The sequence below is a fragment of the Prosthecobacter sp. genome (assembly GCF_034366625.1).
GTDB lineage: Bacteria > Verrucomicrobiota > Verrucomicrobiia > Verrucomicrobiales > Verrucomicrobiaceae > Prosthecobacter.
The window spans coordinates 250,971-267,938 of record NZ_JAXMIH010000023.1 but is presented as its reverse complement, the minus strand read 5'-3'; the positions used below and the strand labels follow the sequence as shown (position 1 = coordinate 267,938).

Sequence of the window (16,968 nt, the reverse complement as noted above, 5' to 3'; positions counted from 1 at the left end):
GACGGCGTTTACGCTCCACCACCTCATGCACGAGACACACTTGGTGCGGAAGAAGATCGGTTCGAGCATTGCCCAACTGTCCGTGCTGGTTGCCTATCCACAGCTCAGCGCATCGGACACGAAGACGCACAGCTTCCAACTCGGACCACCGGCCGTTGGCCATGTCACTCCAAGGATCACGAACCAGTTCCAACTGCTCGATTGGAAAGTCTCGCATCTCTGGAAGGGCGACTGAGGGAGGTGTCCATGGAAGCCGCCGGAAAAGCACGCGAGCCTGGTGTCGGCCAACTCGTTCGACCTTACCGATCAGCTCGCCCCTAGTGTCCGCCTCAGCAAGCCGGACGAGATCTCCCGCTGCAAGACTCATGCGGCCTCCTTTGCATTCCAGCTTTCAACTTCCTGCTCCATCTCCAACCACTGTTTCACACGCTCCTCATCACCCTCTGAAGGGTGCTGAGCCATTCGCTCCAGCCGCTCAGCTTGTTCTTGAAGACCTGTTTCAATCTCCTCAAAGAATGTATCAATGCTCTTTTCCATCGCCGAGGTGAGACCATCCCAGTTCTGTCGAACCGTATCTTTTACCAGATGGCTGATTTTCTGGATGCTTCTCAGGACTCCGTCATTCAAATGATTGCGCATTCTCGCCGATGAACCCTTGCCGATCTCGTCCGCTATCTCGGAATACGTGGGCTGCAAGAAGGTCCGAATTTGAAGGGCGAGGGCGGGCCGAAGTGCATCGAACTGCTCCGCCTCCGCATCATATTGCTCCAGTTGAAGATCGAGGTTCTGCCGTGTCTGTTCGACCAGGTCTTGGTAGGTGGACTCGATCAGGCTAATACGTTGATCATCCTGTCCCTTGGCTTGATAGACAAGCTTATCCATAGCCGGGATGAAATCCAACCGGAGGTCGTCCAGGAGCTGCTTGCGCAAGCTAGCCCTGTGAGAGATCCATGACGAATTGAGGGCCTCGACGCAGAAGTCCGCGAGGTCACCATTAAAATCGATTTCATATCCACGGGAAGTGATGTGCTGTCCGTTTTTCCGACCTGCACACCGGAGACTGGCCCAATGCAGGGTCATCCAGTCCTGAAGTTTCCTGCGGGTTTTGGTGCCGAAGTCCGCGGCAACCTGTTCGAGTAGTCCGCCAAATTCTTCGTGAAATCGGCGCTTCAGGTTCACGACTTTCGTTTCGGTCGCTTCGTGATGAGATCCAACACACCGTAGGAGCTCGTTTCGGAGTCCTTGGTTAACTTCATGGATAAACGCACCTTTGTTGGCCAATCGTTGTTCAATTCCCACCCTCTGACTGCGAAAAAAGCGGGCCACCAGGCCCGTCTCCTTTCGATAATCGAGCTGAAGTTTGTTCCAGAAGTGTGACTGGATGTAGTTCTCCGTTTGCCGACGAAGGTCTTGTTTCAATGTCGGAATTCCGGTGTTCACGGGTTTTTGATCAAACCGCTTAAAGCCATCTGCCAGGGCCGTGTGATTCAGAGGATCGCCGAGCACCCGATTCCGCAAACCGTCGTCATCCAAGGCTCGATAAACCCTGGGGCTGAGATAATGGAGAGGTAGTTGTTCCACGAATCCCTTCAAAACTTCGATCTCATTGAGTGCAGAGTAGCGTTGATGCACGAGACTCATGATTTGCTTTTTGAGATGCTTGCCGATCTCCTCACAGTATTCACGAGTCTTCTCCCATGCAGATCGTTCGTCCTCTTCATCCAGATTTAGCTGGTCCACAAACGTCTTGAGTACAAAGACCCGAACCTGATTGCGCTCCGACGCGCCAGCGACGTCCGGCAGAATACTACTCTCTTTGAACCAGTCCATCACCGTGCTGTGTAGCTGGGTTTCCTTGGTGACAATCGCCAGTCCGCCGACCTTTTGTTTGAGTCTGGCATTCACCTGATCGTCATACGGATTGAAAGCATTGGTCCCTGGCATGTCCACCAGTTCCATGGCGGGGTGCCACTCTGAAAATGCGCCTTCAATGAGACATTCATCCACAATGAATGCCCGCTGTCCCTTGGCGGAGAGGTTTTGTTGGATGGCCTTCTCCGTATCCGGTCCGACCACCAGTTTTTCGACCGTACCGAGCAAAGCCATTTCCTTGAAATTCTCCGACTGCCGACGGCAACGGCTGATCAGCTCCGCAGTGTTTGGGACGGATTCAGCCTCGATTTCAAAAAGCCGTAGAAATCGCCCCAGAAGCCCGCACACCACTTCCCGGCGTTTCGCTTCTGATTCCTCTTCGACCAGAACTTGTTCCGCGTCCTGACACTTCTGTTCAAGATCCCGCTTAAAATCGTCCTCGGTTGCATACCGGAACTCGATGGTAATGTCCTTCTGTTTCTTGTATCGGCAGCGAACAATAGTAGCGGAACACGCCCCAACATGCCCCTCGGGCAGCACCTTGCGTCCGAGCAGAACATTGATCAGAGTGCTCTTTCCATTTTGAGTATCTCCCAGGAAACGAATGGAAAAGCAGGGAGGCTGGCTTGCTTCTTTTTCGATTCGGCGCAGCTCTTCGAGTCGCTTGTTTAATTCCTTGGCATCATCTGGATCCCTTGAAACCATTGGAAGCTTCGGCAGTAACACGGTTTCAAACTGGCTAATAGCGCTTTGAATCTGGGAGATGATCTGTTCCATAAGATTGATTATTTTTGAGTTAATCCTCCTCCTTTGCCGCCAGCCCGGCGATGGGGGCGAGGGCTTCGCCGAGTTTTAGGTAATTGGTCTTCACGCCATCATCGAGGTCCAGTTCGATTCGGGCTTGGGCGAGTGGCAGCATGGTCTGACGCTCCCATTCCTCACATTCAGTGAGGATTTTGGTGAGCTTGTCAGCTTCCTTGCGGGCATCCGTTTTGGCTTTGGCGGTGCTGGCTGTGGCTTGCTCTTGAACGAGGTGCGGAAGGCGGTTGCGGAGCTTTACCTGGTAGTCGCGGAGGTAACGGTTCAGGACGAGGTTCATCGTGTCCCGGGTGTAGCGGTGCAGGTAGAGGAGGACGCTGAAGCCTTTCTTCGGACTCTGGACCAGCCAGTAGATGGGGCGCTTCTTGTAGGTCTGGAGGTGGTCTTTGTAGAAGTCGTTCAGGAAATACTTCCGCAGGTCTTTGCCGAGGGAGTCTTCGATGAAGCGGAGGTTCTCGCGCAGCGTGGCTTCGCCGAAGGTGGCGCGGAGGAAATCGCGGGTGCGGGCCACGATGTCGTCCTCGAACCATTCACCGTCGAGCACGGGAACGATGCCGTCCTCGTCGGGGGCGAAGGTGAGTTCGGCCAAGGGCTTCCCCACTTTTTCCAGAAACTCACGCAGGGAGTCGCCGGCGTTGGCGAGGATGAGGCCGGGGTGGTCGGGGGAATAGCGGCCCATCATGCAGCCGACGGCATAGGAGAGGAAGGCGGCCAAATCGCGGCGGGCCTCGGCGCGGGCGAGGGTGATTTGCGCCTCGGGCACTTCGGGCTGCAACTCGCCGTCGAGGCCGTAGGCGGCGATGAAGAGCCGGTTGTTCTCCGTCTCCAGCTCCTGCATCCGGCGGATGGCGGCGGTGCTCTGCGCCTCCCAATTCCGCCAGCTCGCCTCCAGCGTCGCGCCCTTCAGCCCCGGCCGCAGCAACGGCTGGTCGCGGAAGTCCCACGAGGTCTCGAAGTTGTCCCAGTCGGCGCGGGCAAGGAAAATACACTCATCGACAATGCTCACAATCCTATCTGCTATTTGATAGAGTGACTTGTGATATGGGATGCGCCCAATTTCTCCGACGTTGATTGCAATGGTCGGATTTATGAAACCAATTGTTTCGTAGCTCAGGGAAGTGTTCAGCAGTCCAAGCACAACTCGCCAGTTTGTATCTCCAATGGCAAACCCGCTGGAGCCACGGCCATCAAAAAGCTGGCCTGAAGGCATATAGCGAAAAGCATTCCGTCCCGACGTAACATCAGACCAAGTCACCCCTTCGCGAAAAATATAGTCGAGGTTATAGTTATGCGATCGAATGCGACCTTGATCCGCACCGAAGTTTTTGATCTCACGACCGTCATCGCTCCAGTCCACGAGGAGTTCCCCGTTCCCAAACCATTTTCGGAACGCTCCGCCTTTTTGATATGGAAACCAACGTTTCCCTGATTTCAATGCAATGTCCCGCGATGGCGCGTCCATCTTGATAGTTGACGGGGCTACTTCAAACCAAAGTCGGAGAAACCGCTCGTTATTCGCCGTCGATAGACCAAGCCTCGTTTGGAAACGTTTTATAAGAGGTTCGGATTCTTGGAAAACATTAATGAAGGCTTTACTGATCCAATACGCGATTGGCAAACCAGTGATGCCACGGAAACTCGAGCTTGTTGCGGTGTAATTGGGAAAGTCGGCAACATTGAAAAAGTTCGCTTCAATTTCTTCATTCGACTGAATTTCTCCCGGCCGCTTGAACAAGCGTTTGAACACTCCCGGCATTTCCGGGTTCTTTGATGACTGAATAACAAATGCACAGCTCCCGAAATCGCCACCCCAGACTCCTCGACCACAGTGAACAAGGCTGGAAATGTGAGTCTCTTGCAAGAGCTGTTCCCTCAGACTCTCGAACCCTTTTAGGAACATCCAGTTCGGCGTGGTGATCATCGCAACCCTTCCGCCGCAGTAAGCGAGTTTCAAATTCCGAAGTATGAAGGCCGAATAGGTATCAGCTTTACCCGCCTCCCAATTAGTCTCAACGAAGTCCTTCAACTGTGGGTTCATCGCTGCTGCTGCCATATACGGTGGATTGGCGGCAATGACGTGATACCGCTGGGTGAGCGCCTCGGCTTGTTCGAGCACGCGCAGGACTTTGAGGTGCGTCTCGCGCAGGAAGAGCTGGCCGCCGAGGTCCTTCGCCTCGATGGCGCGGCGGACGTCGGCGATGGCCCGTTCGTCGAGGCACGGCTGGATGAGCGAGCCGAAGTTCTTCGCTTCCTCGAACTGGTGGAGCAGCCGAAGCATCGGCTGATTGAAGAGGTCGCCCAGCCCGAGGGCGCGGATGTAGTCGCGCAGCTCGTTTTCCGCGAAGCGCACGTCGCGCAGCTCGATGATGCGGGGCCGGACGAGGTGTTCGGGCTGGAAGAAGCGACGGGACTTTTCCCGGGCCTTGAAGACGAGGGCCAGCTCGGCGAGTTGGGCGGCCCGGGGGCAGATCTCCAGCCCGTGCAGATTGTGCCGCAGGATGAGGGCGGGGATCTCGGTGGGCGCGTGGCCTTCCTCCTCGTAGATGAGGGTGAGCAGGTCGAAGGCGTAGGTGAGCATGTGCCCGCTGCCGACGGCGGGGTCGCACAGGCGGATTTCCTCGGGCTTGGTGATTTTGAGGAAGTCGTCGGGCGAACCGCCGGGGGCATTATTTTCGCCCGCGATGTAGTAGGGCATGTGCTCGCGCAGCCGGGAGCCGGGGCGATTGAGCAGCCAGAGCCGGCCGAGGGAGTTTTCGACGAGGTAGCGGACGATCCAGTGCGGGGTGAAGAGCTGGGTGACGGCGGGGATGTCCTCGGTGGGCACGGCGCTCTTGCGGGCCATGACCTGGTCCTTCCGCTCGGAGATGTAGAACTGGTAGAGCCAGCCGAGGATCTCGACATTGGCCCGCTGCCCGTCGCCGCAGTCCTCGTCGCTGATCTCGGTGCGAAAGCCGTGGACGACGGAGTGCTCGGTTAGGAGGTCATCGGGAAGGAGCAGCTCGGTCTCGTCGTCGAGTTTCTCGAAGAGGTTCGGCAGCAGGGCGTGGTAGAACCGGCAGGCGGCGAGGACAAGGTGGCGATAGACTTCGCCCTGCGCATCCGGCGACGGGATGCGGCCATCGAGGAGGTCATTGAGCCGGGCGGAGTCGGTGTGGGACTTCAGTTCCTCGGGCAAGGCTCCGGTGCGGGTGAGCTTGAGCAGCTCGGGCTGGGTCTCCGCCGCGCTGGCCGGCGTGAGGACGCGGGCACGGAACGGATGCCAGCCGCGGGCGTCCATGAAGCGGAGCGCGGCGAGGCGGTTGAACCAGGTGTAGGCGACACGTTCGTTGAGGCCGGGGCGGTCGGCCTGCGCGAGCTTCCGCAGAGCCGCGACTTGCGGAGCGAAGGTGGTGAGGTAGTCGGGCGTCTGGGCGGTGAGGGCGAAGTCGAGCTTGCGCGTGACAGCCTCCATGAGTTGCTTGCGGACGGCTGGGGCGAAGGTCTTGAGGGCGGAGGTGTTCACGAGAAAAGATCTTTTTGGGTGTCCTGAGCGGCGGGGCGCTCTTTGGCCGCGCTGTATTCTTCCAGCATCGGGGGCTCGTTAAAATAGGCGTCCATCAACTTCACGAACTCATCGTCCTTGAGCATGTCGTAGGTCACATCCTTGAAGATGAAGGAAACTTTCATGGCCTCGCAACGCTTCTCGGGATCACCAAAAGAATGGAGCAGATCGTCGATGACCCGGAAGCGGACATGCTCGGGTCGAGGGGTGGGGCCGAGTTGCTTCTGCCATTTTTCAGGAAGCTGCTGGAGGACGTCAGGGAGGATGGCGTCGGCAATTTCTTCTGCGGTTTTTCGGAACAGGGCGGCAAGCACCTGTTTCAGCGCATGCGAAAAGATGGCGAGCGTGTGCTCTAAATTCGTGACGGCGGTCTTAAATTCGTCAATCTGTGCTCTTCGGATGATCTTGCCGACGCCCTTTACCGGGCGAAGGAATTTTTCATCAATGGCATTTCGGACAGCCTCAACCGTGGCTTGGGAAACAAAAGGTCCGCAGATTTGCTCTGATTCAATACCGGGCTCGCCTCCGCCCACCAGCAGATCTTCGCTGTCGAGGAGTTTCACGGCACTCGCAATTTTGCGCGCAAGTTCCTTGTTCTTTCTGGCAACACTGACCAGGTGCTTCGGCAAGGCCACTGTGTGCTGCGACACACGATAGCCGTCCACATGAAGTTCCACGAACTGGATGCGGGCATTGTAAACATTCACTGCGCGAGCGAGATCGAAGTTCTTGGGCGGATTCTGTTTCAGGTCCTGCTGGACCGCCTCCAATTTTTTCTGGTCCAAAACATCCAATCCCAAGGTGCGGGTCGTTACGCCATCAGGACCACTGCCCAAATCCGCTTCCAACGCAGCGGGCGGCTTGGTGAGAACGATGCCGTTAGCCTTGGGCTGGGACTGCGGCTCCGCGTTGGAAACCACGGGCGATTGGCCCGGCGGTGCCTCCAACTGCCGAGGAGTGGGGCTGAAAACAAAGGTCTGGTCGTCAGCGATGACCACGCAGATGCGGACGCCCGGCTCACCGCCCAAAGGTTCGGCGGCGGCGGAGGCGGCTTTCTGCAAAACCTCCAAGCCCTCCAACGAACCGTAACCCATCCGGCAAATCTCCGGATCCACGTCGAGAATGACGGTGACGTTTTTTGGCCCCAGTCGCAGCCAGGCCTTCGCAATGGCCTTCGCCAGCGGCGGCCAGACTCCCGGCCCGATCATTACGATTCTTTGAGTTGCGCCATTGATCGCCTCAATGAGCAAGTCATCGGTGATGGTTTGAAGGGCTGACATGTTTAACTGATGATGCTGGATATACTGAGGCAGTGTATCGTGCGTGATTTGTGTAGTCTGGTCGTGCTACAGGCTGATGCGGTTGCCTTTATCCAACTCGGCCTGGGCCGCTGTGCGGAGAGCCGCGAGCCATTGATCGAGGTCAGTTTCGGAGGCGATGTAGGGGAGGCTGCACAGAGGGCGCAGGCTGGTGGCGGAGGTGTAGCGGACGGGCGGGGGAGGCGGCGATTTTTCACCGGTTTTACCGGGAGGCGGCGGTGCCGGGGCTGCGAGCCGCGAAGCCAGGGCAAGCTGAGCCGGGTAATCCTGCGTGAGGTAGCGTTGGAGCCGGTCACGAATGCCGGTCACGAAACGGGCGGTTTGAATCGCTTCACGTGCTGCATGGGTAAGTGCCAGCACTTGGGTGCGACCGGGCTCATCAAGAGCGGTGAAATCTTCGACCGCCTGGAGACGTGCCTGCTGCGTGTCCAAGGTGGCCAGAGCTTGCTCACGCTCGGCCTTGAGCAGGTCCGCTAGAATACCGCGCAACTTGGCGACTGCTGTCTTGGCCGTAGGGACTCCATTCCCCCGATAAGGATGAAGGGATGCCGCGAGGTCGCGCAGGGGCTGCACTTCAGCGGCGGGCACTTCGGCGAAGTTGGCCTCCTCTTCACGCAGGAAGGTGATGGCCTCATCAAAAGCATTGCGCTGCGGGCCATGCATGAACGCTTTGATCGGAGAAAGGAAATCGTCCTTTGCCGAGAGGAGGTCGTCCTGGAAGTCGGCCAGATGGTTGAGCAGGTAGGTGTAGTCCTTTTCAGCCAGCGTGGTGAGACGTGCGACGATGGGGCGCAGAGGTTCAAGGAAAGGATAGCGTGCGGCTTGATCGAGCAGCACGGTGAGATCGCGAATTTCGGCGACGAGGGCTTCGGCAGTGAACTGGCCGGCGGAACGGGCATCCGTGCCGCTATTGGAGCGGTCAAAGAAATCGTGATGGAAGGTCTTGAGAGCGTTGACCTTGGTGGCGTCAAACTGCTCCTGCAGCCGCACCTTCACGCTGCCGTGCTGGCGAGTGTTTTTGAGGTGATCAAAGGCACTGCGGGCATCGAGAAGCTCTGCCGCACGCAACTCAACTTTGCCCATGCGGAAGAGGCGGCTGACGAGGGTGAGCACCGCCATGGGATACCAACCGTAGGGACGCTTGCCGAAGTTCCGAACAATCTCCTCGATGGACGTGCGTGAGCCATCATTCTGGTTCCGCATGACGTAGGTGAGAATTTCCTGCTCGGCTTCTGACGGCGTCTGAGTGCCACTGGTGAGCAGATCATCTTGTGAGAGCAAAGCCTGAGATAGGGTGGTCTCGTCATAGGCCCCCTTCAACATGCGCAGACTGGGGAAGGAGAAAGAAATGAGCTCCTGGCAAGCCTTGGAGAAACGGTTGCGGGCATCGCCTGCTCCAACGCTGTCGAGCCGGGAGCCATTGAGGTAGAGTGGGGCCTTGCTCAGGAACTCACTGGCCATGTCCCGCATGGTGGTGGCGCGGAGGCCGTTCTGCTGACTGCGCTGGTCGAGAATGGCTTTGCGAGTATCGTCTCCGCCACCGGTGTTCTGCTGGACGTATTTCTTGGTCTTGAGATAAAGCCGGGCTTGATCCGTCAGACGTGTGTCAGCGGGGAGAACAGTCAGGAGTTCCGCTTTCCCCGTATTCTGAGCAGCCAGGGTGGTGGCGTCGGTGTGATTGGGGTGTTCGGGAGTGATGATGTTGAGAGCAATGTCCGCCTCTCTGCCGATCAGGGCATCATCCAGCTTCCGCGCATAGGAGTAGTCCTGACCGTTGCCTTCATAACGGATCTTCGGATCACGCAAGACGTCTGAAAACAGCACCGTGGCGAGCAGATCTGCCACCTGTGATTCGTCGATCTCGGTATTTTTGATCTCGACCTCGATGTCCTTTTCCGTGTCGGTGAGGAACTCGAACAGATCGCCATTGCGTTGCAGATATGACTGACTTTCCAGCTCAGCCAATGCCTTCAGGATCGCTTTCTCATGAGCACGAATATCGAGATTAGGCCGGTCGATCAATAGAATGGCGACATTGCGCGGAGAGGCTTTAAATTCACGCACCCATTTGAGAAGGAAGAGGGATTTGAGAATACGGATGGGGATGCCTTCCCCCAACTGCCGTTCTGCCATTTTGATCGTGGTCTGCATGTCACCACGGATCGAGGCGGAAATGCCATCATACATGAGATCGAAGGTGGCGAGATGCCCCACCTCCTGAAGGCGCACCGTCTTGGCAACCTCTTGGAAAACAGCGAGCATGGAGCGCTCTCCGACCGAGAGATATTTGCCCGTGAACACGCCATGCTTTGAGAGCTGCTGGATCGCGAGCTGAAACAGGTCGAACTGATAGGTGTGAAAGGGGTAGAAGCCGCAGAACTCATCACTGCCACGCCAGCCTTTGAAGTCCCGAGAGTTGTCGCCAAATCGATAGAGTGTTTGGAGATTGTCCTTTTCACGGTCGTAAATGTCAGTGAGGACTTCGGGTTCTTCTTCCTTTTTCGCCAAGAGTCGTTTTTGAATAACTTCCCGCACATCGTCACTGGCCAAAGTGAGTTGAGTCTTGAAGCGCCCGATGATTTTGGAGATGTAGTCTTGATCCAATCTCGTCTTGAAAGCTCCCAATATCCCATCGAGATCGGCCTGTGATGTCACGAAAACCCAAGCTCTGCCTTTGCAGACGGTGCCGAGTGTTTCCGCCACAGTCTGGAGATTGAGCATCCGCTGGGAGTCCTGGCCGATGAACTGCCCCACCTCATCCACAAAGAAGTTCAGGCGGAATCCAGCAGGCTGGCGGGTGATGTAGTCCTTCACCATCTGTGCGAAGCTTTCGATGGAGACCCGATAATCTTCACGGACTTGCCGCATCAGATTGGAGGCTTCGGTCTCGGCGACCCCAAAATGCTCGGCGTAGGCTTTGGCGAAGGCAGCTTTCCGTGCCGTGGCAATGGCCTCGCGATCCTTTTCCCAGGTGGCACCATTGACCTTGAGGTAGGTTTCTTTGAAGGGAACGAAGTCACCGCGAATGTCGAGATCATGCTCAAAGCGGGCAATGTAGCCCTGTTTGCCGTAGTAGCCTTGCAGCTCGTTCAAAACCTTGACGAACACTTCAAGAATAGGCGCTGAATGGTCGCCGCCGATGCCGTCGAACTTCTGATCAATGTTGAACAAAATACTGCGCGATGGGATGGCCGTGGCCTTGCGCAAATTGGCCTTCACGATCTCATCTTCAATCTTGGGCAGCACAATATCGGACGGGCGAACGCCTGTGGACAGCGGCTGTCCGTCAAGAATGAGGGACAGGATCTTCAGCAGGTGAGATTTACCCGAGCCAAAGAAACCGGAGATCCAAACGCCGTTGGCAGTCAGTTCCGTGAGGTAGCGGTCGGTGAAGACACCAAGCCCACGGGCAACATCGCGGGTAACGACATACTCCTCCAACTCGGTCTGGAGATTGCGGTCGTCATCGGCCTTGATGACGCCATCAATGGCGCGCTCAACGGGTTTAAGGAACAGCTCGTGGATTTTCATGAAAGTCAAAGACGGTAGTGATCGAGATTGGTGGCTCGATAGTAGGGGTTGTTAATCCGAGGGCTCGGGATCGAACCAAAAAGACGCAGGTGGGAACCACCGGCTGGGTCTTGAGCGTATTCACCGGGAAAGAAGATCACCACCGGATGCCTGAGCATGGCAGGCTGAAGTGATTCCAAGATGGTGTGGGTTCGCAGGAACGGGAAGATCCGTCCTGGGCCGGTGATGAGCGTCAACTGCGCCCCATCATCTCCGATCTCTCGAATCAAGCGCGGGATCAGGTGAGTCTTGGGGTCTGAGTAGTTCTGGAGTGTTTCGAGGATCTCCACCTTCTCGGAGTCGGATTCACCCTTCAAGAGGTCATCAAGGATGTCATGCTCCTCCAATTCCTCTAAAACCAGGCTGAACAAGTCGAGGGATTTTAGAGTGATGCCGGTGCTCCGCAGCCGGCCCACGAGGCCATCGACCATTCTCCGAATGGCGTCTTCCTGCGAAGGCTCATAGGTTTGAATGAAGATGGGCACCTCGTTGGCGAGCCCTTTCATGGCTAGAAAATTCGGATGACTGAGGGTTTTGAAAAGGCGCTCAGACAAGTCGTTCATGTTCATGCAGGTCAGCGGCTTGGAATTTCAATGTCTGGAACCAGGAACCCTGCCAACCAACTCGGGCTGTCTGTGTTGATGACGTGCAAAACTGCCGGCGAGAGGGCTGGCCGCTGAATGGTCCCAAGCGAGGTCCCTTTTACAAGCAGGCCCGCCTCGGTGAGCATCCGCAGGAGCACTTGCCGGATTTTGTTCTTCGATGAGGTCGTCAAGCGAACAAACTCCGGGTGAGACAATCCTTTGGTCTCCGCATAAGCCTCATAGTCGGAATGACGCAGGATTGGATCGTGAACGGAGAGCTTGTCCCTCAACACCTCCGCTGCAAATTCGAAGGCAAAGCGGATGTGTTTACACGCAGCTAGCCAGGCGATAGCGGTGCGATCTTCTGTGGTGGCTTGGGCGAGAAAGGTGATCTGATCATGAGTCAATGTCTCCAACCGCTGACGCAGCTCCCGCTCAAGACGTATCGCGCTGCTCGCGCTCCGACATTGGAGAGCGTTCATCGAGAGAGTGCGGTCTTTCGCGAGATCCCAATTGCCTGTCTCCAAATAGTATTCCGCAACGATCCTCGCCAATTCTGGACGCAATGATGCGGCGGTGAAACTGAGGTTGTATTCATGTGGGTTGGTGGTGGGCATTCAGTGAAACTTCTATGGCTGGCTGGCATCTAAGCGGGGCATGCCCCTGACGGCAAGGAATGGTGCTCAGTTCTTCTCAGGAATCTGACGACCTGTGCCGACGGCATCCCAAGCCGGAATCCACGCATTCAGATCGAACCCGGAAATCTGGCTCTATCGAGCTAGTTCCTTGAACCAGCAACCTGAACGCTTCTCGATGGTGTCGTGATTTCTCATTTCGCGTTTCATGTGGGGGCGTGCTGCTGTTGCCATTGCACCATCTGGTGGTGGATGTCGTGGTAAGCGGAGAGTTTGGGACGCTGGGTGGGGCTGGCGGCGATGGCGGATTTAAAATTGCCGTAGGAGATGCTGGTGGTGAGGGCGCTCATGAAGCGTGGCAGATCAGCGGCAGGGCAAAGGATGCGCCATGGGTAGTCGGAGCCTGCATACGAGGCGATGGGCGTGCCTGTGCCAGCCGCCTGGGCGAGCTGACCGAGATCCTCCCGGCAGCGAGCGCGAATATGAAAGGTGTCCGGTTCTTTGCGGACGATGGAGAAGAAACCGAGTTGGGTGCAGAGCCACATGAATGATTAACTGGAGAGGTTGGATTGTTGTCTGAACAGGCAGGCGACAGAGCCAGCGCTGGCGGTGGCAAGCACGAGCGCGACGGCGATGATGCCGGAGAGGAGAGCGATAAGACTGCCGAGGAGGGTGAAGGCTGACATGAGGCTCAAGGGGGAGGGCTTCACGACGACATTGAGCGGGACATGTCGTGTCACTCTGCGGACAAGGCGTTGATGCCAGGGGCGGCGGCGGTTGGTCATGCAATTTTCCCTTCATTGTTCACATCCCAAACGGCCAGCAGGAGTTGCGGGGCCATGATCTCGGGGCGTCTGGCGCGGATGAACTCCAGCGCCTGGGGCAGATCCCAGCCGTGCTGACGCACCAGATGGCTGGCCACCACCATGACGGAACGGCTTTTTCCGGCGTGGCAATGCACGAGCAGCTTCGGGTGCTGCTGGGAATACTTGCCAACGAGGCTGACGGCGCGCTCGAAAAGCCGGGGATCGTTGCCGGAGCCGTCGCGGAAGTGGTAGCTGGTCAGGGCCTCCACCCCGCAGTCCGCCGCCGTGAAACGGGAGAGCAGGCCGTTGAGACAGAGGATGGAGCGTATGCCCGCCTGCTCCTGAACGGCAAGGTCTTCAGCATCATGGCAGTTGCCGATGGCGATGGTATCGGTGATGAAAGTCATGCGATTTAGTCGGGCTTTTGCTCCTCCTCTTGCACGATCTGATTCATGGGCTTGGCATCGTCCTCCACCGCCTGGGCATCCATGGTGCCGCTGCTTTTCATGCGCATGGCGCGGACTTTACGCGACATGGCGCTGCCAGTGGATCTCACGCCCTTGGCACTGAAGCTAATGCTGGCGGATATGCCTGTGTCCATGCGCATGGTGGCGGCGGTGGCCATGGCATCCTGATTGGCAGCGAGGAAGAGGAACTCCCAGCCTTTCTGATCGCGGTAGAGGCGGATGAGATCGCCGATGTGCTTGATGGTGTATTCCTGCGAGGCGTTTTCTTCGCCATCGGTGAAGATGGCGAGGATGACTTTGCCGGGTTTGTCGGCGTCAGGCAGAGCGCTGATGCGGCGGTCGGTTTCTTTGATGGTGCGGCCAATGGCATCGAGCAAAGCGGTGCTGCCGCGTGGCGTGTAGGTAGCAGCGGTGAGCTGCGGCACATCCTGAATGGGCATGGCGGCAACGGGCACTTCGTAGGCGTCATCAAACTGGATGAGCGAGAGGCGGGCATCGCCGTGAACGTCGAGCTGGGATTTGATGAAGTCATTGAAGGCAGCGACGGCGGGTTCCTGCATGGGTTGCATGGAGCCAGAGCGGTCGAGGATGTAGGCGATTTCGGTGAGGTGTGGGTTCATAGACACGACAACCCTGCCACAGGGGGTGGGACATTTGTGGGGCGACAGGGGAACTTTCTGCGGTATTTCTTCGCTAACATGTCCAAAGCATCCGCTTCCCGAAGATCACGAACCAAAGATCCGCTTCCCGCTTCGGTCATCCGCAAAGGCACCAGCCGGATCGCCATGTGGCGGGTGCTGGAGATCCACAAGTTCGTGCAGACAGGCAAACATCCGAACTGCTCCACTCTGGCGGCAGAAATAGAGGTGACGCCCAAGACGATCCAACGCGACATCACTTTCATGCGGGACCAGTTGGATCTGCCGCTGGAGTATGATCAACTCAAGCATGGCTACTACTACACGCGGCCAGTACATGAGTTTCCCATGCTGCATCTTTCGCGCAATGACCTGGTGGCCTTGTTCCTGGCGCGGCATGCTTTGGAACCGCTGCGCGGAACGCGGCTGGAGCGCATGCTGAGCGAGAGCTTCAGCAAGATCGCCGAAGCATGCCCTGGTGAGATTTCCATCGAGTGGCATGAACTGGATGAGGCTTTCTCGGTGAAGGCATCCGGTGTGCTACCGGCAGATGTGACGCTGTTTGGTGATCTACTCGATGCGGTGCGTGCCTGCCGGGAGGTGAGCTTTGAATATCACAAGCTCACGGGAAATAAACCGGAGCAGCGCACAGTGCATCCCTATCATGTGGGTCAGATCGAGCACGGATGGTATTTGCTGGCGTATGACCCAGCTCGGAAGGCTGTGCGCACCTTTGCCCTGCAACGCATTACGAACCTGAGCCTGCTGAAGACGAAGTTCGTGCGTGATCCACGTTTCAATGCGCGGGATCATCTCGGTGGTGGCTTTGGCGTGTGGAGCTACGCTGGCGAAGAGAAGCGCACACACGAGGTGCATATCCGCTTTGAAGGCTACGCCGCCCGCGTGGTAGGGGAGCGGATGTGGCACACGACGCAAGCCATTCGCAAATTGAAGCCGGATGGCAGTGTCATTGAGTTTCAGGCGGACTTGTCCGGTCTGGAGGAAATCACCCGTTGGGTGCTGAGCTGGGGCAGCAAGGCAAAGGTGATCGGGCCACCAGAGCTGCTGAAGCGAGTGCAGGAGGAGTTGGAGGGGATGGCGGTGATGATCTGATCGTGACGAAGCTCTGTTGCTCAAGAGCCCACTTTTCGACATTCCTGGCAAAATAATTATGTTCAGCTAAATATAAACGACCAGGTATTGATAATGTATTTTATCAATACTATAATACATTGAGGGTGAGGTAGTTGGAATGGTTAATGGTTCTTCAGGGTTGGTCGTCGAAACGAGCGAGCGTTTGCTGACGGCATCAGAGTTTCAGAATTTGGCGGATGTGCCGCCAGAGGTTGAGTGGTTCGCGAACATCGAGAACGCGAACACGCGGCGAGCATACAAGAACGACGTTCAGGAGTTCATGCGGTTCGCGGGTATTCACCAACCGGAAGAATTTCGCCTGGTGAAGCGGTCGCACCTCATTGCGTGGCGAAAGCAGCTTGAGACGCGGGAACTGCAAGCAGCCACGGTTCGTCGCAAACTCTCTGCGGTGGCTTCATTGTTTGACTACCTGTGCGAGTGCAATGCCGTTCCGTTCAATCCGGCTGATGGAGTGAAGCGTCCCAATCAAGGCACGAATGAAGGCAAATCTCCTGCGTTGGGTGATGCTGAGGCGAAGGCTCTGCTCGAAGCACCCGCATCTGACACGCTCAAAGGGCTGCGTGATCGAGCTATTCTTTCCATCCTGCTGTTTCATGGTTTGCGTCGAGCTGAATTGTGCTCGCTCGCTGTCGGTGATTTGCAATCGAGGCGCGGTGTGATGCACTTTCGTGTGCATGGCAAAGGTGGCAAAATTCGCTTCCTGCCGGTGCATCCGCACAGCTTGCAGCGTATCAGCGAATACCTGGAGCACGCGGGGCATGGAGACAAACCCGACAACGCGCTCTTTCGTCCGATCAAGAACTCATCCGGCAGTCTCGATGATGCGCTGACGGGACACGGAGTTTACAAGGACGTGGTGATAAAGTATGCGCGTGTGCTTGGCCTCGATCCGAGTGCTGTGTGCGTGCATGGACTGAGGGCGACAGCGGCAACGAACGCACTGGATCATGAAGCTGACATTGCCAAGGTGCAGGAGTGGCTGGGTCATGCGAGCATCGCGACCACGCGGCTATATGACAGGCGCAAAACCAAGCCGGAAGACTCGCCAACTTTCAAAGTGAGCTACTAGCGGAACCACCAGCGCAGCTTCCGACGACGCTGCTTCGGCTTGGGTTTGAGCAGAGACTCAATGTAGGCGATGACATCGGGTTCTCGGAAGCGTTTGGAGTCCTTCCAAACCTTGTTGGGAATGGGCAAACTGAAGAACTCGCGCAAGTCCTCATCCTGTCCTGCTGGTTGCTCGTGAACCCGTCCCCTGATGGCAGCCATGACGGCTGTCAGATGCAGAATGATGAGGTTCACAAAGATGCGCTCCTCAAGTGTGATGGGCTTGATGTCGAGTTTTGCTTCTGCGTTCAGAACTCGCAGAAGGTTTGGCTTGTCGATCACCTGCTGCCAGATGGAGCGATGATGCTCGGTGATGTTGAGCAAGTTGGAAATCCGGCGGATTCTGGTATCCACGAGAAAGGATCGTCCGGTAAAGAACAACCCGGCAACGATAGCGACGGTCTGCAACAGGTTGAACCAGTTGGCCCCGAACCACTCCACAAAAATCCCCACAC

The 16,968-nt window shown here is 56.8% G+C and carries 14 protein-coding genes; 3 read left to right on the top strand and 11 right to left on the bottom strand.

Features of this window, described 5'->3' with window-relative positions:
• Nucleotides 1-25 precede the first annotated feature (25 nt).
• Nucleotides 26-235 carry a hypothetical protein gene (locus tag U1A53_RS21740; protein WP_322283963.1) on the top strand — a complete coding sequence of 70 codons (210 nt, stop codon included), beginning with the start codon at nucleotides 26-28 and terminating at the stop codon, nucleotides 233-235.
• Between the two features lie 128 nt (nucleotides 236-363).
• On the opposite strand, the gene U1A53_RS21735 is transcribed toward U1A53_RS21740, so the two are convergent.
• The 10 genes from U1A53_RS21735 to U1A53_RS21690 form a co-directional block, all read right to left on the bottom strand.
• A complete protein-coding gene (locus U1A53_RS21735) occupies nucleotides 364-2,649 on the bottom strand; it encodes a dynamin family protein (RefSeq protein WP_322283962.1) in 2,286 nt (761 codons plus the stop codon).
• A gap of 19 nt (nucleotides 2,650-2,668) precedes the next feature.
• Nucleotides 2,669-6,193 (bottom strand): BREX-1 system adenine-specific DNA-methyltransferase PglX, encoded by a 3,525-nt coding sequence (gene pglX, locus U1A53_RS21730; protein WP_322283961.1) that lies wholly within the window; start codon nucleotides 6,191-6,193, stop codon nucleotides 2,669-2,671.
• Nucleotides 6,190-7,512: a hypothetical protein gene (locus U1A53_RS21725; RefSeq protein ID WP_322283960.1), complete on the bottom strand. Its 1,323-nt coding sequence runs from the start codon at nucleotides 7,510-7,512 to the stop codon at nucleotides 6,190-6,192. The genes pglX and U1A53_RS21725 overlap by 4 nt, the downstream gene beginning before the upstream one ends.
• A 66-nt stretch (nucleotides 7,513-7,578) precedes the next feature.
• The gene (gene brxC / locus U1A53_RS21720) at nucleotides 7,579-11,082 is read right to left on the bottom strand and encodes a BREX system P-loop protein BrxC (RefSeq protein WP_322283959.1); all 3,504 of its coding nucleotides are present in this window, start codon (nucleotides 11,080-11,082) and stop codon (nucleotides 7,579-7,581) included.
• Between the two features lie 5 nt (nucleotides 11,083-11,087).
• Nucleotides 11,088-11,627: a DUF1788 domain-containing protein gene (locus U1A53_RS21715; protein ID WP_322283958.1), complete on the bottom strand. Its 540-nt coding sequence runs from the start codon at nucleotides 11,625-11,627 to the stop codon at nucleotides 11,088-11,090.
• A 68-nt stretch (nucleotides 11,628-11,695) separates the two neighbouring features.
• Complete coding sequence (locus U1A53_RS21710) at nucleotides 11,696-12,322, bottom strand: DUF1819 family protein (RefSeq protein ID WP_322283957.1); 627 nt, start codon at nucleotides 12,320-12,322, stop codon at nucleotides 11,696-11,698.
• Between the two features lie 224 nt (nucleotides 12,323-12,546).
• On the bottom strand, nucleotides 12,547-12,885 hold the full coding sequence (locus tag U1A53_RS21705; protein WP_322283956.1) for a hypothetical protein: 339 nt from the start codon (nucleotides 12,883-12,885) through the stop codon (nucleotides 12,547-12,549).
• A 6-nt stretch (nucleotides 12,886-12,891) separates the two neighbouring features.
• Nucleotides 12,892-13,125, bottom strand: a complete 234-nt coding sequence (locus U1A53_RS21700; protein WP_322283955.1) for a hypothetical protein — start codon at nucleotides 13,123-13,125, stop codon at nucleotides 12,892-12,894.
• Nucleotides 13,122-13,553 carry a dual specificity protein phosphatase gene (locus U1A53_RS21695; RefSeq protein ID WP_322283954.1) on the bottom strand — a complete coding sequence of 144 codons (432 nt, stop codon included), beginning with the start codon at nucleotides 13,551-13,553 and terminating at the stop codon, nucleotides 13,122-13,124. Before U1A53_RS21695 ends, U1A53_RS21700 begins: the two co-directional genes overlap by 4 nt.
• A 5-nt stretch (nucleotides 13,554-13,558) precedes the next feature.
• On the bottom strand, nucleotides 13,559-14,233 hold the full coding sequence (locus U1A53_RS21690; RefSeq protein WP_322283953.1) for a vWA domain-containing protein: 675 nt from the start codon (nucleotides 14,231-14,233) through the stop codon (nucleotides 13,559-13,561).
• Between the two features lie 78 nt (nucleotides 14,234-14,311).
• On the opposite strand from U1A53_RS21690, the gene U1A53_RS21685 reads away from it, so the two are divergent.
• Entirely contained in the window at nucleotides 14,312-15,364 is a 1,053-nt protein-coding gene (locus U1A53_RS21685) for a WYL domain-containing protein (protein WP_322283952.1), read from the top strand.
• 139 nt (nucleotides 15,365-15,503) lie between these two features.
• Entirely contained in the window at nucleotides 15,504-16,475 is a 972-nt protein-coding gene (locus tag U1A53_RS21680) for a tyrosine-type recombinase/integrase (protein WP_322283951.1), read from the top strand.
• Here U1A53_RS21680 and U1A53_RS21675 read toward each other — a convergent pair.
• On the bottom strand, nucleotides 16,472-16,867 hold the full coding sequence (locus tag U1A53_RS21675; RefSeq protein WP_322283950.1) for a hypothetical protein: 396 nt from the start codon (nucleotides 16,865-16,867) through the stop codon (nucleotides 16,472-16,474). The genes U1A53_RS21680 and U1A53_RS21675 overlap by 4 nt on opposite strands.
• Nucleotides 16,868-16,968 lie beyond the last annotated feature (101 nt).